The 26071-nt window shown below is 71.1% G+C and carries 25 protein-coding genes; 15 read left to right on the top strand and 10 right to left on the bottom strand.

Annotated elements, in window-relative coordinates; genetic code table 11:
• The first annotated feature begins 24 nt into the window (after window positions 1-24).
• The 4 genes from ABT078_RS08305 (at window position 25) to ABT078_RS08290 (ending at window position 4093) form a co-directional block, all read left to right on the top strand.
• Window positions 25-735, top strand: coding sequence for a VIT1/CCC1 transporter family protein (locus ABT078_RS08305; protein ID WP_351225170.1), 711 nt, complete (start codon window positions 25-27; stop codon window positions 733-735).
• A gap of 556 nt (window positions 736-1291) precedes the next feature.
• Window positions 1292-2194, top strand: a complete 903-nt coding sequence (locus ABT078_RS08300; RefSeq protein WP_351225168.1) for a sterol desaturase family protein — start codon at window positions 1292-1294, stop codon at window positions 2192-2194.
• 182 nt (window positions 2195-2376) lie between these two features.
• Complete coding sequence (locus ABT078_RS08295) at window positions 2377-3024, top strand: lysoplasmalogenase (protein WP_351225586.1); 648 nt, start codon at window positions 2377-2379, stop codon at window positions 3022-3024.
• Between the two features lie 25 nt (window positions 3025-3049).
• On the top strand, window positions 3050-4093 hold the full coding sequence (locus ABT078_RS08290) for a zinc-dependent alcohol dehydrogenase family protein (RefSeq protein WP_351225166.1): 1044 nt from the start codon (window positions 3050-3052) through the stop codon (window positions 4091-4093).
• Window positions 4094-4566: 473 nt separating this feature from the next.
• Here the strand turns inward: ABT078_RS08290 and ABT078_RS08285 are convergent, their stop codons facing one another.
• Together ABT078_RS08285 and ABT078_RS08280 are read right to left on the bottom strand one after the other, a co-directional pair.
• Window positions 4567-5859, bottom strand: coding sequence for a CoA transferase (locus ABT078_RS08285; RefSeq protein ID WP_351225164.1), 1293 nt, complete (start codon window positions 5857-5859; stop codon window positions 4567-4569).
• Window positions 5860-6085: 226 nt separating this feature from the next.
• Window positions 6086-7621 carry a S8 family peptidase gene (locus ABT078_RS08280; protein WP_351225162.1) on the bottom strand — a complete coding sequence of 512 codons (1536 nt, stop codon included), beginning with the start codon at window positions 7619-7621 and terminating at the stop codon, window positions 6086-6088.
• Between the two features lie 248 nt (window positions 7622-7869).
• On the opposite strand from ABT078_RS08280, the gene ABT078_RS08275 reads away from it, so the two are divergent.
• The 3 genes from ABT078_RS08275 to moaA all read left to right on the top strand — a co-directional run bounded on the left by ABT078_RS08275 (window position 7870) and on the right by moaA (window position 11026).
• Window positions 7870-8238, top strand: coding sequence for a DUF485 domain-containing protein (locus tag ABT078_RS08275; RefSeq protein ID WP_351225160.1), 369 nt, complete (start codon window positions 7870-7872; stop codon window positions 8236-8238).
• Complete coding sequence (locus tag ABT078_RS08270) at window positions 8235-9869, top strand: monocarboxylic acid transporter (RefSeq protein WP_351225158.1); 1635 nt, start codon at window positions 8235-8237, stop codon at window positions 9867-9869. Before ABT078_RS08275 ends, ABT078_RS08270 begins: the two co-directional genes overlap by 4 nt.
• A 167-nt stretch (window positions 9870-10036) precedes the next feature.
• On the top strand, window positions 10037-11026 hold the full coding sequence (gene moaA, locus ABT078_RS08265; protein WP_351225156.1) for a GTP 3',8-cyclase MoaA: 990 nt from the start codon (window positions 10037-10039) through the stop codon (window positions 11024-11026).
• On the opposite strand, the gene ABT078_RS08260 is transcribed toward moaA, so the two are convergent.
• Both ABT078_RS08260 and ABT078_RS08255 read right to left on the bottom strand, forming a co-directional pair.
• The gene (locus tag ABT078_RS08260; protein ID WP_351225154.1) at window positions 11009-11275 is read right to left on the bottom strand and encodes a hypothetical protein; all 267 of its coding nucleotides are present in this window, start codon (window positions 11273-11275) and stop codon (window positions 11009-11011) included. The genes moaA and ABT078_RS08260 overlap by 18 nt on opposite strands.
• 294 nt (window positions 11276-11569) lie before the next feature.
• On the bottom strand, window positions 11570-11959 hold the full coding sequence (locus tag ABT078_RS08255; protein ID WP_351225153.1) for a DUF3099 domain-containing protein: 390 nt from the start codon (window positions 11957-11959) through the stop codon (window positions 11570-11572).
• Window positions 11960-12176: 217 nt separating this feature from the next.
• Between ABT078_RS08255 and ABT078_RS08250 the strand changes: the two genes are divergently transcribed.
• The gene (locus ABT078_RS08250) at window positions 12177-12452 is read left to right on the top strand and encodes a GlsB/YeaQ/YmgE family stress response membrane protein (RefSeq protein WP_351225151.1); all 276 of its coding nucleotides are present in this window, start codon (window positions 12177-12179) and stop codon (window positions 12450-12452) included.
• A 158-nt stretch (window positions 12453-12610) separates the two neighbouring features.
• Here ABT078_RS08250 and tyrS read toward each other — a convergent pair whose 3' ends face one another.
• The 3 genes from tyrS to ABT078_RS08235 form a co-directional block, all read right to left on the bottom strand.
• Entirely contained in the window at window positions 12611-13879 is a 1269-nt protein-coding gene (gene tyrS, locus ABT078_RS08245) for a tyrosine--tRNA ligase (RefSeq protein ID WP_351225149.1), read from the bottom strand.
• A gap of 67 nt (window positions 13880-13946) precedes the next feature.
• Window positions 13947-15338 (bottom strand): metallopeptidase TldD-related protein, encoded by a 1392-nt coding sequence (locus ABT078_RS08240; protein WP_351225147.1) that lies wholly within the window; start codon window positions 15336-15338, stop codon window positions 13947-13949.
• A 115-nt stretch (window positions 15339-15453) separates the two neighbouring features.
• Complete coding sequence (locus ABT078_RS08235) at window positions 15454-17001, bottom strand: TldD/PmbA family protein (protein ID WP_351225145.1); 1548 nt, start codon at window positions 16999-17001, stop codon at window positions 15454-15456.
• A 337-nt stretch (window positions 17002-17338) separates the two neighbouring features.
• Between ABT078_RS08235 and fabG the strand changes: the two genes are divergently transcribed.
• The 3 genes from fabG (at window position 17339) to ABT078_RS08220 (ending at window position 19372) form a co-directional block, all read left to right on the top strand.
• Window positions 17339-18058, top strand: a complete 720-nt coding sequence (gene fabG / locus ABT078_RS08230; protein ID WP_351225143.1) for a 3-oxoacyl-[acyl-carrier-protein] reductase — start codon at window positions 17339-17341, stop codon at window positions 18056-18058.
• Window positions 18059-18062: 4 nt separating this feature from the next.
• Window positions 18063-18833, top strand: a complete 771-nt coding sequence (fabI, locus tag ABT078_RS08225; protein ID WP_351225141.1) for an enoyl-ACP reductase FabI — start codon at window positions 18063-18065, stop codon at window positions 18831-18833.
• A gap of 221 nt (window positions 18834-19054) precedes the next feature.
• Entirely contained in the window at window positions 19055-19372 is a 318-nt protein-coding gene (locus ABT078_RS08220; protein WP_502981181.1) for a hypothetical protein, read from the top strand.
• Between the two features lie 57 nt (window positions 19373-19429).
• On the opposite strand, the gene ABT078_RS08215 is transcribed toward ABT078_RS08220, so the two are convergent.
• On the bottom strand, window positions 19430-20110 hold the full coding sequence (locus ABT078_RS08215) for a FadR/GntR family transcriptional regulator (RefSeq protein ID WP_351225137.1): 681 nt from the start codon (window positions 20108-20110) through the stop codon (window positions 19430-19432).
• 69 nt (window positions 20111-20179) lie between these two features.
• Here ABT078_RS08215 and ABT078_RS08210 point away from each other — a divergent pair, with 69 nt between their 5' ends.
• From ABT078_RS08210 to ABT078_RS08195, 4 genes are all read left to right on the top strand, one after another.
• Window positions 20180-21574, top strand: a complete 1395-nt coding sequence (locus ABT078_RS08210) for a CynX/NimT family MFS transporter (RefSeq protein ID WP_351225135.1) — start codon at window positions 20180-20182, stop codon at window positions 21572-21574.
• A 4-nt stretch (window positions 21575-21578) separates the two neighbouring features.
• A complete protein-coding gene (locus tag ABT078_RS08205; RefSeq protein ID WP_351225133.1) occupies window positions 21579-21695 on the top strand; it encodes an SGM_5486 family transporter-associated protein in 117 nt (38 codons plus the stop codon).
• Between the two features lie 174 nt (window positions 21696-21869).
• Entirely contained in the window at window positions 21870-22085 is a 216-nt protein-coding gene (locus tag ABT078_RS08200) for a hypothetical protein (protein WP_351225131.1), read from the top strand.
• Window positions 22086-22269: 184 nt separating this feature from the next.
• The gene (locus ABT078_RS08195) at window positions 22270-22821 is read left to right on the top strand and encodes a SixA phosphatase family protein (RefSeq protein ID WP_351225129.1); all 552 of its coding nucleotides are present in this window, start codon (window positions 22270-22272) and stop codon (window positions 22819-22821) included.
• 130 nt (window positions 22822-22951) lie between these two features.
• Here the strand turns inward: ABT078_RS08195 and serB are convergent, their stop codons facing one another.
• Window positions 22952-24166, bottom strand: a complete 1215-nt coding sequence (serB, locus tag ABT078_RS08190) for a phosphoserine phosphatase SerB (protein ID WP_351225127.1) — start codon at window positions 24164-24166, stop codon at window positions 22952-22954.
• 156 nt (window positions 24167-24322) lie between these two features.
• Window positions 24323-25951: a streptophobe family protein gene (locus tag ABT078_RS08185; RefSeq protein WP_351225125.1), complete on the bottom strand. Its 1629-nt coding sequence runs from the start codon at window positions 25949-25951 to the stop codon at window positions 24323-24325.
• Between the last annotated feature and the right edge of the window lie 120 nt (window positions 25952-26071).

Genomic DNA, 26071 nt, shown 5'->3' with positions numbered 1-26071 from the left:
CGCCCGAGGTGAGACCCTCCCCGCGTGACCGAACCCACCCACCACGAGCCCCACGGCGAATCCCTCGGTACACGTCTCAACTGGCTCCGCGCCGCCGTCCTCGGCGCCAACGACGGCATCGTCTCCACGGCAGGTCTCGTCGTCGGCGTCGCGGGGGCGACGAGCGACCGCGGGACGCTGCTCACCGCCGGCCTCGCCGGACTGCTCGCCGGCTCCATGTCGATGGCGGCCGGCGAGTACGTCTCGGTCTCGACCCAGCGCGACTCGGAGATGGCGGCGCTGGCGACCGAGAAGCGTGAGCTGCGCGAACAGCCGGAGGCCGAACTCGACGAGCTCACCGACCTCCTGGAGGAGCGCGGCCTCTCGCGCGACGTGGCACGTGAGGCCGCGGTCCAGCTCACGGAGCGCGACGCCCTGCGCGCCCACGCACGCGTGGAACTCGGCATCAACCCGGACGAACTCGCGAACCCCTGGCACGCGGCGGGCGCCAGCTGCCTGGCGTTCACGGTGGGCGCGCTCCTGCCCCTCCTGGCGATCGTGCTCCCGCCGTCGTCGGCCCGCCTGTGGGTGACCGTCGTGTCGGTGCTCGTCGCCCTGACCTTCACCGGCTGGTGGAGCGCCCGGCTGGGGGACGCGCCGGCGGGGCGGGCGATGGGGCGGAACGTGGGCGGGGGAGCGCTGGCGATGGGGGTGACGTACGCGGCGGGGTCACTGCTGGGGGCGGCGGGGGTCTAGTCGTGTGGTCCGGTCGTGTGGTTCGGCTGCGTGGTCCGTTGCGTGGCCGGCCGCTTCGTCCGGCCCTGTCGGCCAGTCGCGTCGCACGATGCGACCGGGCGGGAACAGCTCTTCGCCGATCACCGACGTACCGCGGCTCAGGGTGAGGACCAACCGCTCCATGCCGAGCAGCGGCCGCAGGCCGAGGCCGCATCCATCGGGGCCTGCGCACGCCGAGAGCCACAGCGAAGTCAGCTTGGGCAGCTCGCGCAGGGCCTCGAGCCCGTTCGGCAGCCCGCAGCGCCACATGATCAACCGGGCCGGTTCGGGCAGGTGAACGATCCGGCGCAGGTCGAGCGAGCTCTGTATCCGGAACCGCAGGCCGGTCGCCCGACGAGTGACGGCATCTCCGCGACCTGCCGGCCCTGGGCGTCGCCCACCACGGTGAGAACACCACGGACGACACCCTGCGGCGGCACGCTTGGCAGAAGTCACCAAAGACGCTGACAGGTTGTCTCGCATACTTGTTGGTAACGGCATCTAGCCGAGCCGCCGCACGCGCCTCTACGGTGCCCGCATGCCGTCCAACCTGCCCGATGTCGTGCTGTGGTCGATACCCGCCTTCGTCCTGCTCACCGTCCTGGAGATGGTCAGCTACCGGCTCCATCCCGACGAGGACGCCGCCGGCTACGAGGCCAGGGACGCCGCCACCAGCATCAGCATGGGGCTCGGCAGTCTCGGCTTCGACCTCCTCTGGAAGATCCCGGTCGTCGCCGTCTACGCGGCGGTGTACGAACTCACCCCGCTCCGCGTGCCCGTGCTGTGGTGGACCGTCCTCCTGATGCTGCTCGCGCAGGACTTCTTCTACTACTGGTCCCACCGCGGCCATCACGTCATCCGGGTCCTGTGGGCCTGCCACGTCGTCCACCACTCCAGCCGGAAGTTCAACCTCAGCACGGCGCTGCGCCAGCCGTGGACCGGGTTCACCTCCTGGCCGTTCTACCTGCCGCTGATCGCCTGCGGCGTCCACCCGGCCGCCCTCGCCTTCTGCTCCTCCGTGAACCTCGTCTACCAGTTCTGGATCCACACCGAGCGGATCGACCGGCTGCCGCGGCCCTTCGAGTTCCTGTTCAACACCCCCTCCCACCACCGGGTCCACCACGCCTCCCAAGGCGGCTATCTGGACCGGAACTTCGGCGGGATCCTGATCGTCTGGGACCGGCTCTTCCGGTCCTTCGCGGCCGAGACCGAGCGGCCCGTCTACGGGCTCACCAAGAACATCTCGACGTACAACCCGCTGCGCGTCGCGACGCACGAGTACGTCGCCATCGTCCGCGACGTGCGCGCCGCGAGCAGCTGGCACGAGCGCGCCGGGCGGATGTTCCGGGGTCCCGGATGGCAGCCGGGGCCGGCCGCCGTGCAGGGGAGCGCCGGGGACGCCGTACCGGGTCCTGCGGCCGCCGCGGAGCGTACGGCGTGAGCGCGGATGCGGATGCGGATGCGGATGCGGATGCGGATGCGGATGCGGATGCGAGCGCGGGCGCGGAGGCGGGGGCCGCGGCGGGCGCCTCCTCCGCGGCGCCTGCCGACTCCGACTGCGACTCCGACGTCGGTGAGCGGAGCTCCGGCCGCAGCGCCGGCAGGAAGAGCCTCGCCCGGCTCCTGCAGGCCCTCTTCGCGGCCGCCCTCCTGCTCGACCTCGGTGCCCTGCTCGGTGGCTGGGACACCGGGCATCTGATCGCCAAGCCGCTCCTGATGTCGCTGCTCGCGGCATACGCGGCGACCCGCGGCGCGCCCCGGCTCCTTGTGGCCGCACTCCTCTGCGGCTGGGGCGGGGACGTGTTCCTGATGGCCGACGCCGACTGGGCGTTCCTCGTCGGGATGGGGCTCTTCGCCGCGGGGCACGTCTGCTACCTCGTGCTCTTCGGCCGGAGGCGTACGAGCCCGGCGCTCGGCATCGCGTACGGCGCGTTCCTCGTCGGCGCCGTCGGGCTGCTCTGGGCGGACCTGCCGGCAGGGCTGCGGATCCCCGTCGCCGGCTACTCGCTGCTGCTGACCGCCATGGTCTACCGGTCGGGCGCGCTCGGGCGGACCGCAGGGGCGGGCGGGGCGCTGTTCCTGGTCTCCGACATGCTCCTGGCGACCGGCCTCGCCGAATGGCCGCAACTCCCTGCGCCCGACTTCTGGATCATGCTCACGTACGCGGGGGCGCAGTACCTGCTGACGACGGGCGCCCTGGGCGCCCTGGGTCGGTCCGGGGACGCGCCCTCGCCCGACCGGGCGTACCGTGAGGCGCGTACCGCCGTCTGAGAAGCCCCCGAGAAGGACCGCCGTCATGCGCGCCACCACGATCCACGCCCCGTTCGACATGCGCGTGGAGGACGTTCCCGACCCGGAAGTGCAGCAGCCGACCGATGCCGTGGTGCGGGTCCTGCGGGCCTGTATCTGCGGCAGCGACCTGTGGGCGTACCGCGGTGAGTCGGAGCGGCGGCCCGGGCAGCGCATCGGCCACGAGTTCCTGGGCATCGTGGAGGAGGCCGGCCCCGAGGTGACCGGCTTCGCGCCCGGGGACCTCGTCGTCGCGCCGTTCGTCTGGTCCGACGGCACCTGCGAGTACTGCGCCGAGGGACTGCAGACGTCCTGCCCGCAGGGCGGCTTCTGGGGCTCGCCCGGCTCCGACGGCGGCCAGGGCGAGGCCGTGCGCGTGCCCTTCGCCGACGGCACCCTCGTCAAGCTCCCGGCCGGCGCTGCCTCCGACGAGCGGCTGCTGACCGCCCTGCTCGCACTCTCCGACGTGCTCGGCACCGGCCACCACGCCGCCGTCGGCGCGGGCGTCACCAGGGGCGGCACCGTCGCGGTCGTCGGCGACGGCGCGGTCGGCCTGTGCGGGGTGCTGGCCGCGAAGAGGCTCGGCGCCGAGCGGATCATCGCGCTCGGACGCCACCAGGTGCGCACCGACATCGCCAGGACCTTCGGCGCCACGGACGTCGTCGCCGCGCGCGGGGACGAGGCGGTGGCCGCCGTACGCGAGCTGACCGGCGGTCACGGCGCGCACGCCGTCATCGAGGCAGTCGGCACCGAGCAGTCCATGCGCACGGCCGTCGGGATCACCCGCGACGGCGGCGCCATCGGCTATGTCGGCGTCCCGCACGGCAGCGGCACGGGCCTTGACCTCGGCGTCATGTTCGACCGCAACATCGCGCTGCGCGGGGGTGTCGCGCCCGTCCGCGCGTACATTTCGGAGCTGCTGCCCGACGTCCTCGACGGCACCGTCGACCCGTCCCCGGTCTTCGACCTGACCATCGGCCTGGACGGCGTCCCCGGCGGCTACAAGGCGATGGACGAACGCACGGCCCTCAAGGTCCTGATCAAGCCGTAGCCCACCCGCTGCGCCCTTCGGGCGCCTGCGGCGGGCTCTCCCCCGCTCCGCCCTTTCCGGGGTCAAGCCCTGTGGAGCGTCTCTGATTGGCTTAGGGGACCTGAGTACTGCTCAGGGTGTGAGCCAATCGCCTTCGTGCCCTGGTGCTGAACGGCAGGAGCCGTCAGCCCGCGTGGCACGTCCCTCCGGACGCTGGTCGGCTGGGCCGTATGACCCGACCGAGGAGGGTGCCCGACGTCGCCTGGGCGCCGGGCGTGCACGTAACACTCTGCCACAGGATCGCTACGTTTCGCTAATCCGAATGGTGAGCCTGGCCGCGTTCGAGGACGGAGACCCGGGTTGCCGGGTGGGTACCGATCCAGCCCGGCGCTCGAGGACGGACACACCGGACGACCGTCCGGTGAGGCGGATCCGCAGCGCGGTGGAGCCGCACCATGGGTGGGGCGGGACGCCACGCCCGCCGCAGACGCCGGTCAGAGCCACGTCGGCGCGTCCGCGCCCCAGACGCCCGGTGGGCGTGACCAGGTCGTCGGGCCGCCGTCGTACGACACCGGCGGCAGGGCGTACCGCAGCCTGCCGAGCGGGCTGTCGGCCTCGGCGAGCAGGCGACCGGCGTCGTACGACTCGGCCTCGCCGCCCGCCACGGACGACAGGCCGTGCGTCAGGAAGTGCGCGGTACGCGCCAGCGCCAACCGCACGAGACGCGTGCCGCCGTCCCGCTCCTGCTCGGTCAGCGACCGCAGCACCGCCGCTGCGAGCAGGTATCCGGTGCCGTGGTCGAGCGCCTGCGCGGGCAGGGTGCCCGGACGGTCCGGGGAACCCTCCACGACGGCGATCCCGCTCGCCACCTGTACGAGGCTGTCGAAGCCGCGCCGGTCGCCCCACGGCCCGTCGTCACCCCACGCCGACACCTGCGCGACGACGAGTCCGGGCCGGGTGAGGCCGTAACCGTCGAGCGCCCCCGGACGGTAGCCGGTGACCAGCACGTCGGCCCGGTCGAGGAGTTCGTCGAAGGTCCGCCGGTCCGCCGGGCTGTCGAGGTCCAGCGTCGCGGACCGCTTGCCGAAGCCGGTGTCGGCATGCTGGTCGGGGAGCTCGGGCAGCCCGGGCGGGTCGACGCGCAGCACATCCGCGCCGAGCAGCGCGAGCGTCCGCGTGGCGACAGGTCCCGCGATGACCCGGGTCAGGTCGAGCACCCGCAGCCGGTGCGAGCGGCGTCGCGGGGCGGTGTCGTCGAGCCGCTCCCGCGCCACCAGCCGCTGCCGGGCCGCCGCCGCGCCCTGCGGGTGCGCCGCCCACTGTTCGGGGGTGCGCAGGGCGACGGCCAGTCCGCCCGCCGCGTGCACCGTCTCCTCGACCTCCAGCGCCCGGCGCCCGGCGAGTGCTCTCTCCACACCGTCTTCGTCGGTGTCCAGCGCGGTGAGCAGGGCCGCCCGGTGGTGCGGGTAGTTGGCGTGCGTACGGACCCAGCCGTCGGCCGTGCGCCAGAAGCGGGACATCGGGGCGAAGTTGACCGGAGCCCGCCCGTCGAGCAGCAGATGCCGCTCGCTGACGAACGCCGTGGCGACCGCGCCGTCGTCGACCCGTACGGCGGGAACCGGGCCCGCGGCCCCGCACGCGGCACGCTCGGCGGCCGCGAGCGCGCACACCGCGACCGTGGCGCGGGCCAGTTCCATGACGGGGAGCCGGGCCGTGAGCAGCCCGCGCGGGCCGCTGTACGAGATCCGTCGGGTCAGCTCGGGGTCACCGCCGAGGGCCGCCCACAACTGCGCGGTCCCTTGCGACGTCCTCGGAGCCCCTGATGTTCCCGGAGTTCCCGGAGTTCCCGGTGTTCCCGGAGTTCCCGGAGTTCCCGGAGTTCCCGAAGTGTCCTGCGGAGTCCCGTGCGGACGAGTGTCGCTCACGGCCGCACTATGGCACCCCGTGCCGGACCGTGGCACAGGAAGGGGCCCGGGCGCGATCCACACGCCCGGGCCCCTCGGCACAACTCGCCTACCGGCGCACCGCGTCCAGCGCGTCCGTCAGCCCGGTTCCGTAGAACCCGTTCTTGCCCTTGCCGCCCTCGCACACGGCGTCGACGGTGCCGTCGCCGTTGATGTCGTACGGAGCGCCGCACGCCGTGTCGTCGGCCTGCGCGTACAGCAGCGCCTTGACCTCGGCCGCCGAAGCACGCGGGTGCGTCGACTTGATGAGCGCGGCGACACCCGCGACATGCGGGGACGCCATCGACGTACCGGCCTTGTAGCCGTATCCGCCGTTCATCACGGTCGACAGGATCAGGCCGCTGGTGGCGGGGGCGTCCGGCTTCTGGTAGGCCGTCGAGTCGCCGCCGGGCGCGGAGATGTCGATGTTGCCGTGGCCGTAGTTCGAGTACGACGACTTCAGACCCTTGGCGCCGGTCGCGGAGACGGTGACGACACCCGGCAGCATGGTCGGGTAGTCGAGGCACTCGCGCGGGTTGATGACCCGCGTCACCGGCGTGGTGTCGTTGGGGCTGGTGGTGTCGGTGAGCTCGTTCGCCGCAAGGTCCATCCGGGAGTTGCCGGCCGCGGCGACGTTCACCGCGCCCTTGCGCTCCGCGTACTTCGCGGCCCGCGTGACCGACTCGAGCAGGGCCTTCTGGTCCTCGTCGGTCTTGCAGGCGAACAGCCACGGGTCCGTGTAGTAGCTGTTGTTGGTGACGTCGACGCCGTGCTCGGCGGCCCAGACGAAGCCGCAGACGACCGACTCGGTGTAGAAGAAGCCGTCGGGGTTGGCCACCTTGATGCCCGAGACCTTGACGCCGGGGGCGACGCCGGTGACGCCGACATCGTTCTTCGCGGCGGCTATGGTGCCCGCGACATGGGTGCCGTGGTCGCTCTCGCCCGCGGCCGGCCGCCACGAGCCGGGGGTGGTGTCCGGCGCGCCGGACACGCAGTTGGCGGACGCCTCGACGTCGAAGTTCGGCGCCAGGTCGGGGTGCGTGTCGTCGACACCGGTGTCGATGACGGCGACGGTGACCTTCTTGCTCCCCAGCGTCTTCTGGTGGGCCTTGTCCGCCTTGATGGCGGGCAGGTCCCACTGCAGCGGCTCGAGCGGGTCCTGGTCGCCCGTCGCGCGTGCCGCCGCCTCGGCCGCCTCGGCCGTGCCGAGGGGCTGTTCGGCGTCGATGGCCGTGTCGGTCTGCGGGGCCAGCGGGTTGGTGCGGGTGGCGCCCGCCGAGGCGACGCCCTTGACCGCGCGGATCTGCCGCGCGAAGTCCGGGTTCTGCGAGTGGACGACGATGACGCCTATCTGGTCGTAGGCGATCACCACCGTGCCACCGGCCTTCGCTATCGCCCTCTTCACGGCCTTGGCGGTGGAGTGACCGCCGTGCGTGTTGACGACGTACGACAGCTTCGGACCGTCGGTGGCGACGGCGGCCGGCGTGGAGTCGTCGAGGGATACGGCCGACGCGGCGCCTGCGGGCATGAATCCGAGCGAGGCCGTGAGCGCCAGACCGGCGGGCAGGGCTATTGCGCGCGTCCGTCTGGATCGCAGATGAGCCATGGGTTCTCCACATCATCCGTAAAGCCGCCCAGACACCCGGTGCGAATGGGCGGGTACATGACGAGTGAAGTTATCCCGATCATCGGGGTACATCAACGACTTCCGATGGAAAACCCTGACGGGAAAAGACCGGAAGTGAACCGCTTCGCTGCCGCTTCCGTGCCGTTGTCAGGGGTGGAGCAGCATGCGTCCGTCCCCGTGAGGTCCCCGTATCCATACCTGCCGCACCCGCGTCGCGAGGAGATTCCGTGTCTACCGATGCACCGCCACCGCCCACGGGCGGTACGGACACCAGCCCTGCCCAGCCCACGACGGAGAAGTTCGCCGAGGTGCAGGAGAGTGCGGAATTCGGCGAACTGCGCCGCACGTACCGCTCCTTCGCCTTCCCTCTGACCATCGCCTTCATCGCCTGGTACCTGCTGTACGTCCTGCTGTCCAACTACGCGGGCGGCTTCATGGGCACCAAGCTCTTCGGCAACATCAATGTGGCGCTCGTCCTCGGGCTCGCCCAGTTCGCCACCACGTTCCTCATCGCCTGGTTCTATGCGCGGCACGCGGCCGAGAAGCTCGACCCCAAGGCGGATGCCATCAAGTCCCGTATGGAGGCCGACGCATGAGCAGCACCACCCTCCACAGCGTCCAGCTGGCCGCATCGAGTGCCACCAGCGAGCACCGGCCGCTGATCATCTCGCTCTTCGCGGCGTTCGTCGTCGCGACGCTGTTCATCACCGTCTGGGCCGGCCGGCAGACCAAGAGCGCCGCCGACTTCTACGCGGGCGGCCGCCAGTTCACCGGCTTCCAGAACGGCCTCGCCATCTCCGGCGACTACATGTCCGCCGCGTCCTTCCTGGGCATCGCCGGCGCCATCGCCCTCTTCGGCTACGACGGCTTCCTGTACTCCATCGGCTTCCTCGTCGCCTGGCTGGTCGCCCTGCTGCTCGTGGCCGAACCGCTGCGCAACTCCGGCCGGTTCACGATGGGTGACGTCCTCGCGTACCGCATGCGCCAGCGCCCGGTCCGCACCGCGGCCGGCACCTCCACCATCGTCGTCTCGATCTTCTATCTGCTCGCTCAGATGGCGGGTGCGGGCGTGCTCGTCTCGCTGCTGCTCGGCATCACCACCGACGCCGGCAAGATCGCGATCGTCGCCCTCGTCGGCATCCTGATGATCGTGTACGTCACCATCGGCGGCATGAAGGGCACCACCTGGGTGCAGATGGTCAAGGCCGTCCTGCTCATCGCGGGCACCCTGCTCATCACCTTCCTGGTGCTGTGGAAGTTCAACTTCAATGTCTCCGACCTGCTCGGCAAGGCCGCCGAGGAGAGCGGCAAGGGCGCGGCGTTCCTGGAGCCCGGCCTCAAGTACGGCGCCACCGGCACCTCCAAGCTGGACTTCATCTCGCTCGGCATCGCCCTGGTCCTCGGCACCGCCGGACTGCCGCACATCCTGATCCGCTTCTACACGGTGCCGACCGCCAAGGCCGCCCGTAAGTCCGTCATCTGGGCCATCGGCATCATCGGCTCCTTCTACCTGATGACGATCGCGCTCGGCTTCGGTGCCGCGGCGCTCGTCGGCCCCGAGGAGATCACCGCCTCCAACAAGGCCGGCAACACGGCGGCACCGCTGCTCGCGCTCCACATCGGCGGGGTCGACTCGGCGGGCGGCGCGATCCTGCTCGCCGTGATCTCCGCGGTCGCCTTCGCCACCATCCTCGCCGTCGTCGCCGGACTCACCCTGGCGTCCTCGTCGTCCTTCGCGCACGACATCTACGCCAACGTCATCCGCAGGGGACAGGCGACCGAGAAGGAGGAGGTCCGCGCGGCCCGCTGGGCGACGGTCCTCATCGGCATCGTCTCCATCGCCCTCGGCGCACTGGCCCGCGATCTGAACGTGGCGGGCCTGGTCGCGCTCGCCTTCGCGGTCGCCGCCTCCGCCAATCTGCCGACGATCCTCTACAGCCTCTTCTGGAAGAGGTTCACCACCCAGGGCGCCCTCTGGTCGATCTACGGTGGCCTGATCTCGTCGGTGCTGCTCGTGCTCTTCTCCCCGGTCGTCTCCGGCAAGCCCACGTCGATGTTCCCCTCGGTGGACTTCGCCTGGTTCCCGCTGGAGAACCCCGGCCTGGTCTCGATCCCCCTGGGCTTCCTGCTCGGCTGGATCGGCTCCCTGCTCTCCAAGGAGGAGCCGAACAAGGGCAAGTACGCGGAGCTCGAGGTCAAGTCCCTCACAGGCGTCGGCGCCCACTGAGGAGGATTCCGTCATTCGCCTGAGCGCGGCCGCGTCGTAGAGTCCTACGACGCGGCCGCGTCGTACGTCGTGTCATTCGGCACCTGGCGATGTCACAGGTGTCACGTAGGCTCGGCTGTATACACGAGTTCCTGTACGACTTCCGGACACCGGGGAGGGGGCCCGCAGTGCTCATCGACACCTACGGCCGTGTGGCCACTGACCTGAGGGTCTCGCTCACGGACCGGTGCAATCTGCGGTGTGCCTACTGCATGCCGGAAGAGGGACTCCAGTGGCTCGGCAAGTCCACTCTGCTCACCGACGACGAGATCGTCCGGCTCATCGGTATTGCCGTCACGGATCTGGGGATCACCGAGGTGCGCTTCACCGGCGGTGAGCCGCTGCTGCGGCCCGGCCTGGTCGGCATCGTCGAGCGCTGTGCGGAGCTCGCTTTCCGCCCGAAGATGTCCCTGACCACCAACGGCATCGGACTCAAGCGCACCGCGACGGCGCTCAAGGCCGCCGGACTGGACCGGGTCAACATCTCCCTCGACACCCTGCGGCCCGATGTCTTCAGGACCCTCACGCGCCGCGACCGCCACCGCGACGTGCTGGAAGGACTGCAGGCCGCCCGCGACGCCGGACTGACCCCGGTCAAGGTCAACTCGGTCCTCATGCCCGGACTCAACGACGACGAGGCTCCCGAGCTGCTCGCCTGGGCCGTGGAGCACGACTACGAGCTGCGGTTCATCGAGCAGATGCCGCTGGACGCCCAGCACGGCTGGAAGCGCGACGGCATGATCACCGCCGGTGACATCCTGCAGTCGCTGCGTACGCGCTTCGACCTCACGCCCGAGGGGGACGAGGCCCGTGGCTCCGCACCCGCCGAGCGCTGGATCGTGGACGGGGGACCGCACCGGGTCGGGGTCATCGCCTCCGTCACCCGTCCGTTCTGCCGTGCCTGCGACCGCACCCGCCTCACCGCCGACGGACAGGTCCGCACCTGTCTCTTCGCGCAGGAGGAGACCGATCTGCGCGCGGCCCTGCGCTCCGACGCGCCGGACGAGGAGATCGCCAGGATCTGGAAGCTCGCGATGTGGGGCAAGAAGGCCGGGTCCGGCCTCGACGACCCGTCGTTCCTTCAGCCCGAGCGTCCCATGTCAGCCATCGGCGGCTGAGTCCGTCCCCGCCGTCCCGGACCCCTGCTCCCACTCGTCGAGCGTCACGACATCCTTCAGGAAACCCCGGACACCGAGGAACTGGGACAGATGCTCGCGGTGCTCGTCGCACGCGAGCCAGGTCTTGCGGCGCTCCGGCGTGTGCAGTTTCGGGTTGTTCCACGCAAGCACCCAGACGGCGGCGGCACGGCAGCCCTTGGCGGAACAGATCGGGGTCTCGTCACTCACTCGATCATTGTCCACGACCATCGACGATCGCCGGTCGGCGAGTCATCGGACCCGGCGGGATCAGTGCGCCCGCAGGATCGGCGGGCGCTCCGCGATCGCTGGCCCGAAAAGGCGACGCCGAGCAGCCACGGGGGGAGCTGCCCGGCGTCGGTCCGTCGCTCCGACGGGGGATGCGGAGCGCACACGCAGTATGTCACGCGGAACCGCCCGCGGTGCACTGGAACTTCACGATTGATCTGAGGTTTTCCTGAGCTTCACAGAGCCCGGTTTCCGGGCCCTGTGAGCCGCGGACGCCGGCCCGGGGCCGACGGGGCGTCAGCTCTGGCGGGCGGGCCGTTCCGCCTGCTCCTCCGCTCTGGGGCCGCCCACGTTCGCTGCGGGCGACTGCACGTCCGGCGTGGAGCCGCCGGCGTCGATCATCGGCCGCAGCGGCGGGGCGAGGTATGTCGACGGCAGGGACGGCGCGTTCTCCCGGCCGGCATTGGCGATCACCACGGCTATGTACGGAAGCAGCACACCCAGCGCCAGCGCCACGATCGCCACATGCCGCTCGACATTCCAGAGCACCGCGGCCAGGATCACCGACAGGGTCCGGACCGACATCGAGATCACATAGCGACGCTGCCGGCCGCGCACATCGTCGGCGAGCCCCTGGCGGGCTCCGGTGATCCGGAAGACTTCGTTCGTATTCTTCCGCTTCCGCATGACATTCCACCGCCCGACCGCCGCGCCGGACTCTTCCCGGCTCAATCCTGGCTCCACGGTACGCCGCGGCTGCGACGCATTCGAGACCGGGTCACCGCTCAATCGGGCATAGGCCCGCCGCCGTACCACGTACGGAGCTGTCCGACATGCGTCGTATGGCTGATAAGCCGAGACTGTCCCGTAACTGCTCACGTCGATCCGAAACCGGGAGGCAGCCATGGGCTGGTTGTGGGCGATCATTGTCGGGTTCGTGCTGGGACTGCTGGCCAAGGCGATCCTGCCGGGGAAGCAGCACAGCCCGCTCTGGCTGATCACGATCTTCGGCATCATCGGCGGGATCGTCGGCAACTCTCTCGCCATGGCGTTCGGCATCGGCGAGACCCGGGGCATCGACTGGGGCAGGCACGCGCTGCAGATCGTCGCCGCGCTGGTCGTCGTGTGGCTCGGCGACATGGCCTACATGGCCCTGCGAGGCAGAAAACAGAGCGCCTGACGGACCCCGAGCGCCTGACCATCCGACAGGTCCGGGCGACCCGGGCCCAGGGCGCAGGCCCAGGCACGGCAGCGGCCGGGTGGGGACGGTCCCCCGGCCGCTGCCGTGCGTGTCGTGTCTTCGCTGCCGGTGGCTGTGCGCCGGTCCTGCGCGACGGGTCAGCCGCCCGCGACCTCGACCGCCGCCAGGTTCTTCTTGCCGCGGCGCAGCACGAGCCAGCGACCGTGCAGCAGGTCCTCCCGGGCCGGGACCGCGTCCTCGGCCGTGATCTTCATGTTGTTCACGTAGGCCCCGCCCTCCTTCACGGTGCGGCGGGCCGCCGACTTGCTGGCCACCAGACCCACCTCGGCGAAGAGATCCACGACCGGAGCGAGGCCGGCCACCCGTGCATGCGGCAGCTCGGCGAGCGCCGCCCGCAGCGTCGGCTCGTCCAGCTCGCCCAGCTCGCCCTGCCCGAACAGCGCCTTCGACGCGTTCACGGCGGCCGCGCACTGGTCGGCGCCGTGCACCAGTGTCGTCAGCTCCTCGGCCAGCGCACGCTGGGCAGCGCGGGCCTGCGGACGCTCCTCGGTGAGCTTCTCCAGCTCCTCGATCTCCTCGCGGGACTTGAAGCTGAAGATCCGCAGGAACTTGGAGACATCGCGGTCGTCCGCGTTCAGCCAGAACTGGTAGAACGCGTACGGCGTGGTCCGCTCGGCGTCCAGCCAGACCGTGCCGGACTCCGTCTTGCCGAACTTGGTGCCGTCCGCCTTGGTGATCAGCGGAGTGGCCAGGGCGTGCACCGCCGCGTGCGGCTCGACCTTGTGGATCAGATCGGCGCCCGCGGTGAGATTGCCCCACTGGTCGCTGCCGCCGGTCTGCAGCACGCAGCCGTGCCGCCGGTACAGCTCCAGGAAGTCCATGCCCTGCAGGATCTGGTAGCTGAACTCGGTGTAGCTGATGCCCGCGTCGGAGTTCAGCCGCCGGGCGACGGCCTCCTTCGCGATCATCTTGTTGACCCGGAAGTGCTTGCCGACGTCGCGCAGGAAGTCGATCGCCGACAGGCCCGCCGTCCAGTCCAGGTTGTTGACCATGGTCGCGGCGTACGGACCCTCGAAGTCGAGGTAGCGCTCGATCTGCGCGCGCAGCCGCTCCACCCAGGCCGCGACGACGTCCGGCGCGTTGAGCGTGCGCTCGGCGTTCGGCTTCGGGTCGCCGATGAGGCCCGTCGCGCCGCCGACCAGACCCAGCGGGCGGTTGCCCGCCTGCTGGATCCGGCGCATGGTCAGGATCTGGACCAGATTGCCCAGGTGCAGGCTGGGCGCGGTCGGGTCGAAGCCGCAATAGAACGTGACGGGACCGTCCGCGAACGCCTTGCGCAGTGCGTCCTCGTCAGTGGACAGGGCGATCAGCCCCCGCCACTGCAGTTCGTCGACGATGTCCGTCACGTCTCTCGTGTCTCCTTGCATGTGCTTACGGATGTCCTGGCGAAAGTCCTCGCGGACGTCTCCGAGGTTATACGCCCTGGCTGACCGAACTCATATTGAAATCGGGCACCCGGAGCGCGGGCATCGCGGCCCTGGTGAACCAGTCGCTCCACTCACGCGGCAGCGTCTTCTCCGTCCGGCCCGCCTCGGCGGCCCGCGACAGCAGGTCGACGGGTGACTCGTTGAACCGGAAGTTGTTCACCTCGCCGACCACCTCGCCGTTCTCGACGAGATAGACGCCGTCCCTGGTCAGCCCGGTCAGCAGCAGCGTCGCGGGATCGACCTCGCGGATGTACCAGAGGCAGGTCAGCAGCAGTCCGCGCTCGGTGCTCGCGACCATGTCCTCCAGGGAGCGCTCGCCGCCGCCCTCCAGGATCAGGTTGTCGATGCCGGGGGAGACCGGCAGGCCGGTGAGGCCGGCGCTGTGCCGGGTGGTGACCAGCCGGTCCAGCTTCCCTTCCCGTACCCACGCGGTCGAGGACAGCGGAAGACCGTTGTCGAAGACCGAGGCGTCGTCACCGGAGGCGTGCGCGATCACGAACGGCGCGGACTCCAGACCCGGCTCGTTCGGGTCGCTGCGCAGGGTGAGCGGCAGCTGGGACAGCGTCTCGCCGACACGGGTGCCGCCGCCGGGCTTGGAGAAGACCGTACGGCCCTCGGTGGCGTCCCGGCCGGTCGACGACCACATCTGGTAGATCAGCAGGTCCGCGACCGCGGTGGGCGGCAGCAGCGTCTCGTATCGCCCGGCGGGCAGCTCGATCCGGCGCTCCGCCCAGCCGAGGCGCGTCGCCAGCTCCGCGTCCAGCGCGGCCGGGTCCACGTCCTTGAAGTCGCGCGTCGCCCGGCCCGCCCACGCGGAACGGGTCCGGTCAGGGGACTTGGCATTGAGCTCCAGCGTGCCGGTGGGCTGGTCGTGGCGCAGCCGCATGCCCGTGGACGTGCCGAGATACGTCGAGGTCAGCGTGTGGTGGGCGAAGCCGTACAGCTCACGGTCGCCCGAACGGGCCCGGGCGAACGCCTCGCCCAGCGCGGGCGCGAAGTCCGCGAAGACGGCCGACGACGTCTCGGCCGGCGCGTCCGTGAAGTCCCCGGCGACCGGCACGCCCGGCACCAGAGGCTGCGCGTCCTCGGCGGGCCCGGCGGTCCGGGCCGCCGCCTCCGCGGCCCGCACCAGCGGTTCCAGGTCCTCGGCCGTCACGGCCGACCGCGACACCACACCGGACGCGGTGCCCTGCGTCCCGTCGACCGTGGCGATGACGGTGAGGGTGCGGCCACGGGTGACGCCGTTGGTGGTGAGGGCGTTCCCCGCCCAGCGGAGATTGGCGGACGAGTGCTCGTCGGCGATGACCACGCAGCCGTCGGCGGTGGACAGCTCGAGGGCGCGCTCGACGATCTCGTGCGGCTTGCTGACGGGGCTCATCGAGCGGCCTCCTGCGTGGTGTCGAGACGGTGCTGTCCCGGGGGACACTGCATCGGACCGCGGCCGGGCCGCGGTCCGGACCCCGGGCAGGGGACGGTGCGGGCGCGACCCGTGCTCATCGTCCGGCCTCCTGCGTCGTGTTCAGGATGTTGACGTCGCGGAACAGGGCGGACGGGCAGCCGTGCGAGACCGCCGCGACCTGGCCCGGCTGGGCCTTGCCGCAGTTGAAGGCGCCACCCAGGACGTACGTCTGCGGGCCGCCGACCTTCTCCATCGAGCCCCAGAAGTCCGTCGTCGTCGCCTGGTAGGCCACGTCGCGCAGCTGACCGGCCAGCCGGCCGTTCTCGATCCGGTAGAAGCGCTGCCCCGTGAACTGGAAGTTGTAGCGCTGCATGTCGATCGACCATGACCGGTCGCCGACCACATAGATCCCGCGCTCCACACCCCCGATCAGGTCCTCCGTCGACAGCCCGCCCGGCTCCGGCTGCAGCGACACGTTCGCCATCCGCTGCACCGGTACATGCGAGGGCGAGTCCGCGAAAGCACATCCGTTGGACCGCCCGAGGCCCGTCAGCCGGGCGATGCGCCGGTCCAGCTGGTAGCCGACGAGCGTGCCTTCCTTGACCAGGTCCCAGCTCTGCGCCTCGACGCCCTCGTCGTCGAACCCGACCGTCGCGAGACCGTGCTCCGCGGTCCTGTCGCCGGTCACGTTCATCACCGGCGAGCCGTACCGCAGCTTGCCCAACTGGTCGAAGGTCGCGAACGACGTCCCCGCGTACGCCGCCTCGTAGCCCAGCGCCCGGTCCAGCTCGGTGGCGTGGCCGATCGACTCGTGGATCGTCAGCCAGAGATTGGACGGGTCCACGACCAGGTCGTACCGCCCCGCCTCGACGCTCGGCGCGCGCATCTTCTCGGCGAGGAGCTCCGGGATCTCCTCCAGCTCGCTGCCCCAGTCCCATCCCGTGCCGGTCAGGTACTCCCAGCCGCGGCCCGCCGGTGGCGCGATCGTCCGCATCGAGTCGAACTCACCGGTCGTCTCGTCCACGGCGACCGCCGTGAGCTGTGGATGCAGCCGCACCCGCTGCTGGGTGGTGACCGTACCCGCCGTGTCCGCATAGAACTTGTTCTCGTGCACGGTGAGCAGCGAGGCGTCCACGTGCGCCACGCCTTCCGCGCCCAGCAGCCGCGAACTCCAGTCCGCCAGCAGCCCGGACTTCTCCGCGTCGGCGACCGTGAACGGATCGATCTCGTACGACGAGACCCACGTCCGCTCCGCGTGCACCGGCTCGTCGGCGAGCTCCACCCTCCCCCAGGCTTCGCCGGGGGGACCCCCAGCCGACCCGGCCGCCGCGATCACCTGAGCGGACAGCTTCGCCATCGCCACCGCCTGGCCCGCGACCCGGGCGGCGGCGTCCATGGTCAGATCCACGCCGGAGGCGAAACCCCACGCGCCGCCGTGCACCACCCGGACCGCATAGCCGAGATCGGTCGTGTCGGACGAGCCGGCCGGCTTGGCGTCCCGCAGTCGCCACGCCGCACTGCGCACCCGCTCCAGCCGGAAGTCGGCGTGCTCGGCGCCCAGCGCACGGGCCCGCGCGAGCGCCGCGTCGGCGAGGGCCCGCAGCGGCAGCGCGAGAAACGTTTGATCGATGTCATGGGCCACAGGCGGCCACTCCTTTTCACGCGTGCGTGCTCGGATCACTACGCGAAGTCAAGCACGCGGCCAGGACGGTTCCGAGGGGGTTTCCACACTCGTCGTCGCCGCTGTCACCGTCCTCGCCGTCCCACCGGGCCGTCCTGCGCCACCGTCGGCGCCGGACGGCCCGGTGGGACGGCGCGTCGCCCCGGCGCGCGTCCCGATCACCGGGGACGCCGACTGTAGGGTCCCCACAGCAGACGCGGGGAGCCACTGTCGGTGGCCGGTTCTCGTGATGCCGGGCGGTACCGATAGGTTTTCGCTGTAGAGACCGTATGCAGACCGCTATCGAAAGGGTGATCCGTTGAGCCGCTCGGTTCTCGTCACCGGAGGAAACCGGGGCATCGGCCTCGCCATCGCCCGCGCCTTCGCCGACGCAGGCGACAAGGTCGCCATCACGTACCGGTCGGGTGAACCGCCGGAGGAGCTGACCAAGCTCGGCTGCCTGCCGGTCCGCTGCGACATCACCGACGCGGAACAGGTGGAGCAGGCCTACAAGGAGATCGAGGAGAAGCACGGTTCTGTGGAGGTGCTGGTGGCCAACGCCGGTATCACCAAGGACCAGCTGCTGATGCGGATGTCCGAGGAGGACTTCGTCTCCGTCGTCGACACCAACCTCACCGGCGCCTTCCGCGTCGTGAAGCGCGCCAACCGCGGCATGCTGCGCGCCAGGAAGGGCCGCGTCGTGCTGCTCTCCTCGGTCGTCGGGCTGCTCGGCTCGGCGGGGCAGGCCAACTACGCCGCCTCCAAGGCCGGACTCGTCGGATTCGCCCGGTCCCTGGCCCGCGAACTCGGCTCGCGGAACATCACCTTCAACGTCGTCGCACCCGGTTTCGTCGAGACCGACATGACCAAGGTGCTCAACGACGAGCAGCGTGCGGGCATCGTCTCGCAGGTGCCGCTCGGCCGTTACGCGCAGCCGGAGGAGATCGCCGCCGCGGTGAAGTTCCTCGCCTCGGACGACGCCTCGTACATCACTGGAGCCGTCATCCCGGTTGACGGCGGATTGGGCATGGGTCACTGATCACATGAGTGGAATCCTCGCCGGCAAGCGCATCCTCATCACCGGTGTGCTGATGGAGTCCTCCATCGCCTTCCACACCGCGAAGCTGGCCCAGGAGCAGGGTGCGGAGATCATCCTGACGGCCTGGCCGCGGCCCACTTTGACCGAGCGGATCGCCAAGAAGCTCCCCAAGCCCGCCAAGGTCATCGAACTCGACGTCACCAACGACGAGCACCTCGGCCGCCTCGCCGACCTGGTCCGCGAGGAGCTCGGCAGCCTGGACGGTGTCGTCCACTCCATCGGCTTTGCGCCGCAGGACGCGCTCGGCGGCAACTTTCTGAACACCCCGTTCGAGTCCGTGTCGACCGCGATGCACGTCTCGGCGTTCTCGCTGAAGTCGCTGACCATGGCCTGCCTGCCGCTCTTTCCGCACGAGGGCGCGTCGGTCGTCGGCCTGACCTTCGACGCCCAGTTCGCCTGGCCGCAGTACGACTGGATGGGCCCGGCGAAGGCGGCGCTGGAGGCCACCTCCCGCTACCTCGCCCGCGACCTGGGCAAGCAGAACGTCCGCTGCAACCTGATCTCGGCGGGCCCGCTCGGCTCGATGGCCGCCAAGTCCATCCCGGGCTTCAGCGAGCTCGCGGACGTCTGGAACCACCGCTCCCCGCTGGAGTGGGACATGGCCGACCCCGAGCCGACCGGCCGCGGTGTCGTCGCGATGCTCTCGGACTGGTTCCCGAAGACGACGGGCGAGATCGTCCACGTCGACGGCGGCGTACACATGATGGGCGCGTAACGCACCGTTACGCGTCAGTACGGATTCACCCGTTCGCCTGTGATGCCCCGGTCACCCGCTGTGTGCGGCGTGGCCGGGGCATCGCCCGTTCGGAGTAGTGGAACAGGCGCCAGGGCCGCCGGCGGGTGACTCTGGAGAGGCAATCCCTCCCTTGTGGTGCAGCAGCGGTCCAGCCGCAGTACGGCCGAGGAGGTCTGCCTGTGCGTACGACCTGGCGTTCCATGCCCGCACTCGGGGTGCTCGCGACCCTGTTCCTGCCGGTGTCCACCGCAGCCGCGCTGTCGCCCGGGGATTCCGCCCCGCGGCCCTTCGGGGCCGACTGCGACGTCGTCGTCGAGGGTTCGCGTGCCACGGCGTACTGCCGCAACTCCTATCTCGACACGGACCGGGTCCAGCTGCATGTCGAGTGCGCGCGGTGGTGGGACGTCGATGCGGACAGCCGCCCCGTCGACGTCGCTCCCACCGCCCACGCCACGCTCACCGAGCGCTGCTGGAAGGAGATACGTACCGCCTGGGTGAGTCACGTACGCGTCTTGTGAACGCGGTGGTCCTGCGGCTTCGTGAGCGGGTCCCCGCGGCATCGTGGGGCCGTCGCCCTACGACTGCGCCGGGTTGCGCAGGCACATGAAGGGGTAGCTCGCCGCCTCCGCCGCCGCGGTGTCCCCGTCCCCCTCGCGGATGGCGTCGACGAGCCGTGCGTGGTCCATGTGGTTCTCCGGGCGCAGCTCGTGGCCCACGTCGTCGCGGAGCCAGTCGCGCAGCAGATCCCCGAGATCCGCGTAGAGCCCGGTGAGGACCTCGTTGTGGGACGCGGCGACCACGGCCAGGTGGAAGGTCGCGTCGGCGGTGACGAACAGCTCCGCGTCGCCCGTCTCCCAGGCCTCCTCGCGGCGCGCCAGCAGCGCGTCCAGTTGCTTCAGATCCCGTTCGGTGCGGCGCTCGGAGGCCATTCGCGCCGCCGACGACTCGAGCGTGGAACGCACTTCGGCGACATGACGTGGATCGGCGTCGGCGAACCTCCTGTGCATGACCCCGGCCAGTTCGCTCGTCGCCACGACGTACGTGCCGGAGCCCTGGCGGATGTCCAGGAGGCCGTTGTGCGCGAGCGCGCGGACCGCCTCGCGGACGGTGTTCCGGGCCACGCCGAGCTGCTCGACCAGCTCGGGCTCGGTCGGAATCCGTGAGCCCACAGGCCACTCGCCCGAGGTGATCTGGTTCCGCAGCTCGGTGATCACCTGGTCCGAGAGCGCGGAACGCCGGGGAGAGGACAGCGCCATGGTGCTCCTTGTCGACGAGACTCGTTCGGGATTGGACAACCAATCATCCTATGATTCTATGATGGCTCCATGGCGGACGAGACGCAGACCCAGACCGAGACCCACACTCGGACCAGGACCCTCAGCCCCGCCGCCACGACACTTCGTACCGGCATCGATTCTCCCGCCGCCAACCCCTCGGTCTGGCTCATCCGGCTGGTACTCGTCGGCCTCGCCCTCTCCGCGCTCAATCTCCGCCCGGCCATCACCAGCCTCGGCGCGGTGCTCGAGGAGGTGCGGGGCGGGCTCAACATGAGCGGCAGCGTGGCCGGGATCCTCACCTCCGTACCGCCGCTCTGCTTCGCCGTCTTCGGCCTCACCGCGCCACGGCTCGCCCGCCGCTTCGGGCCCGCCGCGATCGTCTGCGCCGGGATGGCGGCGATCGCCACGGGACTGCTGATACGGCCCTTCGCGGGCGGCACCCCCGGCTTCCTCGCCGCCAGTGCGCTCGCGCTCATGGGCATCGCCGTCAGCAACGTCCTGATGCCGGTGATCGTCAAGCGCTACTTCCCGGACCGCGTCGGCACTGTCACGGGGCTCTACTCCATGGCCCTGTCGCTCGGGACGGCGCTCGCCGCGGCCGCAACCGTGCCCATGGCCGAGGCGCTGGGCGGCAGTTGGCGCACGGGCCTCGGGGTGTGGGCCCTGGTCGCCGCCGTCGCCGTACTGCCGTGGATCCCACTGGTGCGCGACCGGGACCGGGACCGGAACCGGAACCGAGGTCGTGGTCGCCGGCCGAAGCGGGCCGGCGTTCCCGCCCAGGCCGTTCCCGCCCATGCCGCTCCCGGTCAGGCCACTTCCGGTCGGGCCGGTCCCGCCCAGGTCCCTCCCGTCCTGCGCATCACCCGCAGCCGCACCGCCTGGGCCCTCGCCTGCTTCTTCGGCCTCCAGGCCACCGGCGCGTACATCACCATGAGCTGGATGCCGCAGATCTTCCGCGACGCCGGCGTCTCGGCGGGCACGGCAGGCGTCCTGCTCGCCGTCACGATGGTCATGGGTGTACCGCTCGCCTTCGTCATCCCGCGGCTGGCCACCCGGCTCAGGACCCAGGGCCCGATCGTCGCCGCCCTCGGCCTGTGCGGACTCACGGGCTACACGGGTCTCTTCCTCGCGCCCGCCGCGGGTGCCTGGGTCTGGGCCCTGCTGCTGGGCATCTCCAACTGCGCGTTCCCGCTCGCCCTGACGATGATCGGCATGCGCGCGCGGACCGGAGCCGGCGTCGTACGGCTCTCCGCCTTCGCCCAGAGCACCGGCTATCTGATCTCCATCCCGGGCCCGCTCCTGGTCGGTGTGCTCTACCAGCACAGCGGCGGCTGGGGGCTCCCGCTGGCGCTGATGGCCGGGCTCATGGTCCCGCAGATCGTCGCCGGCAGCCTCGCGGGCCGGGACCGGACGATCGAGCACGAAGCCGGGATGCGAGACTGACCGCATGCCTGTGCTCGACCCGAACCCCCCGAACGGCCAGAAGAAGCTCCTGCTCGTCTTCGGCGCGATGATCGCCATCACCGTCGTGATCGGCGTGATCGCCTCGATCGCCGCACCGTGACGTCCGCCGTGCGTGCGGCGGATGGTGGTGCCGGCACCACCATCCCCTAGGGGGCCAGTGTCAGGGTGAAGTGGGTGGGTCACCGGATGGGAGACCGGGCCCATGATCCGTAGGTTTGAAAGCAGCTGAGCAGCCCGGCTCGGCAGCGCACCTTCAGACTCCACGGAGGCGGCCATGTCGGCCCGTACGCACACCCGCTCCCATGCCCCGGCCGCGGGCCGTGTGGACATACGGCTGCCGTGGTGGGCGCTCGTGCTGCCGGTGATCGCCTTCGCCGCGCTGCTGGTCCTGATGACCGCGTCCGGCGAGGCGCATGCCGTCCCCGGTGTCGCCGGTGACCCCTCGGTCGGCCTCATCCTGGACCGGATACAGACCCTGACCGGTCCATGACCAGTCCGTTGACCGGTCCATGATCGGTCCATGACCGATCGCTCATCGGCCCGGAGCCCCTGAGGGCTCCTGACCAGCCGGTGTCGTGACCCCGACACGACTCCGGACGCACGACGTCATCCTTGGCGGGGATGCGCATCAACACCCTGCGCCCGATGGCTGATTTCATGCGAAGCTGGGGACCATGAGCGCCGCTGAGCTTTCCGGGGGAACAGCCCCCGGATCCCCCGAAGCCCGAAGGATCGTCCTACTCCGCCACGCGAAGGCCGACTGGCCCCAGGTGTCCGACCATGAGCGGCCGCTCGCCGATCGAGGCCGCCTGGAAGCCGCCGTCGCCGGACGCAAGCTCGCCGACACCGGCATCCGCGTCGACCTGGCCCTCTGCTCGACCGCGGTCAGGTCGCGCGAGACATGGAAGCTGGCCGTCCATGAGCTGCCGCACCGTCCGCGGACGGTGTACGAGGAGCGGCTGTACGAGGCTTCGCTCGGTGACCTGCTCGCGCTGATCAACGAGACGCCCGACGATGTCGCCGACCTGCTCCTGGTCGGCCACAACCCCGGCATGCACGCCCTCGCCGACTCCCTCGCCGGTCAGGCCGAGGGCGACGCCCTGGCCAGGATGAACCGGGGCGGCTTCCCGACCGCGGCGTTCGCCGTCATCGGTTTCGAGGGCTCCTGGAAGTCCGTCGAGCACGGCGTCGGCAAGCTCCTCGACTACTGGGCCCCGCACGACTGACCGCCGCGCACCGGCAGACGAACGGCCCCGGTACGCGGATCGCGTACCGGGGCCGGATGCTTACCGGGGCCGGGAGTTGGCGCCGCGGACGGCCGGGCGCCCATGCGCCCCGGGGACCCGCCGCTCGTGCTCAGCCTTCGTGGACGTCCGCCGCCTCGACCTCTTCACGGGTGATCCCGAGCAGATACAGCACGGCGTCGAGGAACGGCACGTTGAGCGCGGTGTCGGCGGCCTTCCGCACCACCGGCTTGGCGTTGAAGGCGACGCCGAGCCCGGCCGCGTTGAGCATGTCCAGATCGTTGGCGCCGTCACCGATCGCGACCGTCTGGGACAGCGGCACCCCCGCCTCCGCGGCGAACCGCCGCAGCAGCCGCGCCTTGCCCGCCCGGTCCACGATCTCGCCGGTGACCCGGCCCGTCAGCTTGCCGTCCGCGATCTCCAGCGTGTTGGCGGAGGCGAAGTCCAGGCCGAGACGCTCCTTGAGGTCATCCGTGACCTGCGTGAATCCGCCCGAGACGACGCCGACTTGGTAGCCGAGCCGCTTCAGCGTACGGATCAGGGTGCGGGCGCCGGGCGTGAGCCGTACCTCCGCACGCACCTTCTCCACGACCGAGGCGTCGAGGCCCGCCAGCAGCGCCACGCGCGCGTGCAGCGACTGCTCGAAGTCCAGCTCCCCGCGCATCGCCGCTGCGGTCACCTCGGCGACCTCGTTCTCGCAGCCCGCGTGCGCCGCGAACAGCTCGATGACCTCGTCCTGGATCATGGTGGAGTCCACGTCCATGACCACCAGCCGCTGTGCCCTGCGGTGCAGCCCCGTCGACACGACGGCGACGTCCACCCCGATCTCCGCGGCCTCGGTGGCGAGCGCGGTGCGCAGCGGTTCGGTCTCGCAGCCGGACACCGCGAACTCGACGGCGGTCACGGGGTACTTCGCCAGCCGGAAGATACGGTCGATGTTGCCGCCGGTCCCGGTGATCCGCGCCGCTATGGCCGCGGTGGACTCCGCGGTCAGCGGGTGTCCGAGCACGGTGACATGGGAACGGCCACTGCCACGCGGCCGGTTGTCGCCCGTGCCCGAGATGATCTCGGCCTGGAGCTTCAGCGACTCGGCCCAGCTGTGCACGGTGGCCCGCAGTTCGCCCTCGCCCCCGACGGACGGCTCCGTGACGAGCGCGCACAGGGTGATGCGGCCTCGCGTGACGACCTGCTCGATGTCGACCACGTCGACGGAGTAGGCGGCGAGAGTGTCGAAGAGTCCGGCGGTGATCCCGGGACGGTCCTTCCCGAAGATCTTGACGAGGAGGGTGGGGACGTCGGAAGTCTCTGGGGACTGCGGTGCGCTCATGGTGCCTCCACCGTATCCGGCACCCGGTGCCACGCGCCGCTCCGTCCCGCGTACCGGACACGGGGAATGCGCCACCGGCCCGCACGGCGGAACGACTGATGACAAACCGCCCACAAACCCACCCGACGGCAACTGTCCGACGGCCACCCGGCGGCCTCAGCGCCAGGTACGCGGCACTCCGGGAGGCGGCGGCCCGTCGGGCGGCCCCTTCGACGGCGCTTCGGGCGGACCTGCCGGCGGCGGCCGGTCCTGCGGGCCCGGCAGGGGCGGCAGCCGCAGATAGGGGTTCGTGTCCGGGTTCGGCGGGCGGTAGGGCACCGACGGCCGGTACGGCCCGTCGGGCGGAGCGGGCACCGACGGCCCGCCCACGGCGAACGGCGCCGCCCGCCTCCCCGCCGCCCCGACCCCGTACGCCAGCAGTGCCCCCACACCTCCCGCCCCAGCTCCCCACACCGCTCCCAGTACCACCGCCATCCCCGGATGCCCGTGCAGCTCGATCCCCGCCCCGAACGCGTCGATCCCCAGCACCGAGAGCGACGCGTCCGCCGACACATCGGTCAGCACCACCAGCACCGGCAGTGCCACCGCTGTCACCACCCCCAGCGCCAACGCGCACCGCCCCGCGAACCCGGCGGCCCCCACCCCCTTCCGCAGCGGCGTCCGCGCCCCCACCAGCACGCCGGCGCACAGCATCATCGACGCGCACGCCACCGCCAGCAGCCACACCCGCCCGTCGAGCTCGGCCAGCCGCCCCACCGTCACCGGCTCGTCCGCCGAGATCCGCAGCAGCTCGTCCAGCGGATCGGGCAGCACCTTCGCCAGCTCGCCGGTCGCCTTCCCCTCCCACGGCACGAAGAGCCCGAGGGGCACACCGAGCCACGCGCCGTTCGGCGCGCCGAGCAGGGCCGCGCCGCCGATCCTCGCCGGGTGCTCGTCGCCGATCGCGGCGTACGCCGCCGCGGCGATTCCCGCCGTCACGGCGACCAGCAGCACGGTCACCAGGGCCGAGACCGCCGGCCGCACCGACCGGTGCACCGCCTCCCAACCGGGCGGCAGCGGCGTCCGGCGCGAGGCGAGCAGCGCGACGAGCAGCACTCCGAGCACCCAGAACAGCGCGCCCGCCAGCGAGTCGGCGGTGTCGACGCTGAATCCGACCGACGCTTGCGCGTCCACCAGATCCCCGAGCCGGTCGGGCAACAGCCCCCCGATGTCGCCGATGTCGCCGATGCCCCCGACGTCACCGAGTCCCGGGATCTCGAACCCGCCGTCCGTGTCTGCGTCCCCGCCCCCGTCGCCGTCCGGCAGTTCGTCCAGCCGCACTGCACCGCCGTCGAGCGTGATGACGTCATGCCCCGCCCAGGCCAGCCCGCCGACGACCCCGAGGAAGAGCGCCACCAACACCCCGGCCCGCGCGGCCAGTTCCGTACCCGACACCCACGCGCCCGCCGCGCGCAGCGACCTCAGGAAGAAATGGGACAGCAGCAGTGCCCCGACCAGGGCAACGCCGAGGGGCGTGAAGTCGAAGGCCGTCGACGCCTCTGCTCCCTCCAGGCCGAACAAGGACACATCGCCCGATGGCGTGATGGATCCCCCGACCGCGAGCACGGTCACCGCCGCGGTCATCGGTCCCAGTGAGCCGCTCGCATCGGCGCCCAGCAGATGCAGTCCGAGCGCCGCCGTGCCGGCCATCCCGGCCATCGCCCAGCTCACCGCGGCGATCGAGGCGAGCACCACATCACCCCATGGCACCGCACGTTCCGGGCCCCTGCCGTCGCTCGCCGCCATCAGGACCCCCCGATCCGTACGGACTTGTCCCCCTCGTGCCGGATCCGTGCGCACTCATGGGCGCTTACCACTCTCCGGGCACGTTTCTCCGCCGTCAACGGCGCGCCCGTCCGCGCCTGG

It is taken from the genome of Streptomyces sp. NPDC002133 (genome assembly GCF_040296405.1).
Classification (GTDB): domain Bacteria; phylum Actinomycetota; class Actinomycetes; order Streptomycetales; family Streptomycetaceae; genus Streptomyces.
The sequence above is the reverse complement of the archived record's forward strand: the minus strand, read 5'-3'. Positions and strand labels throughout refer to the sequence as shown.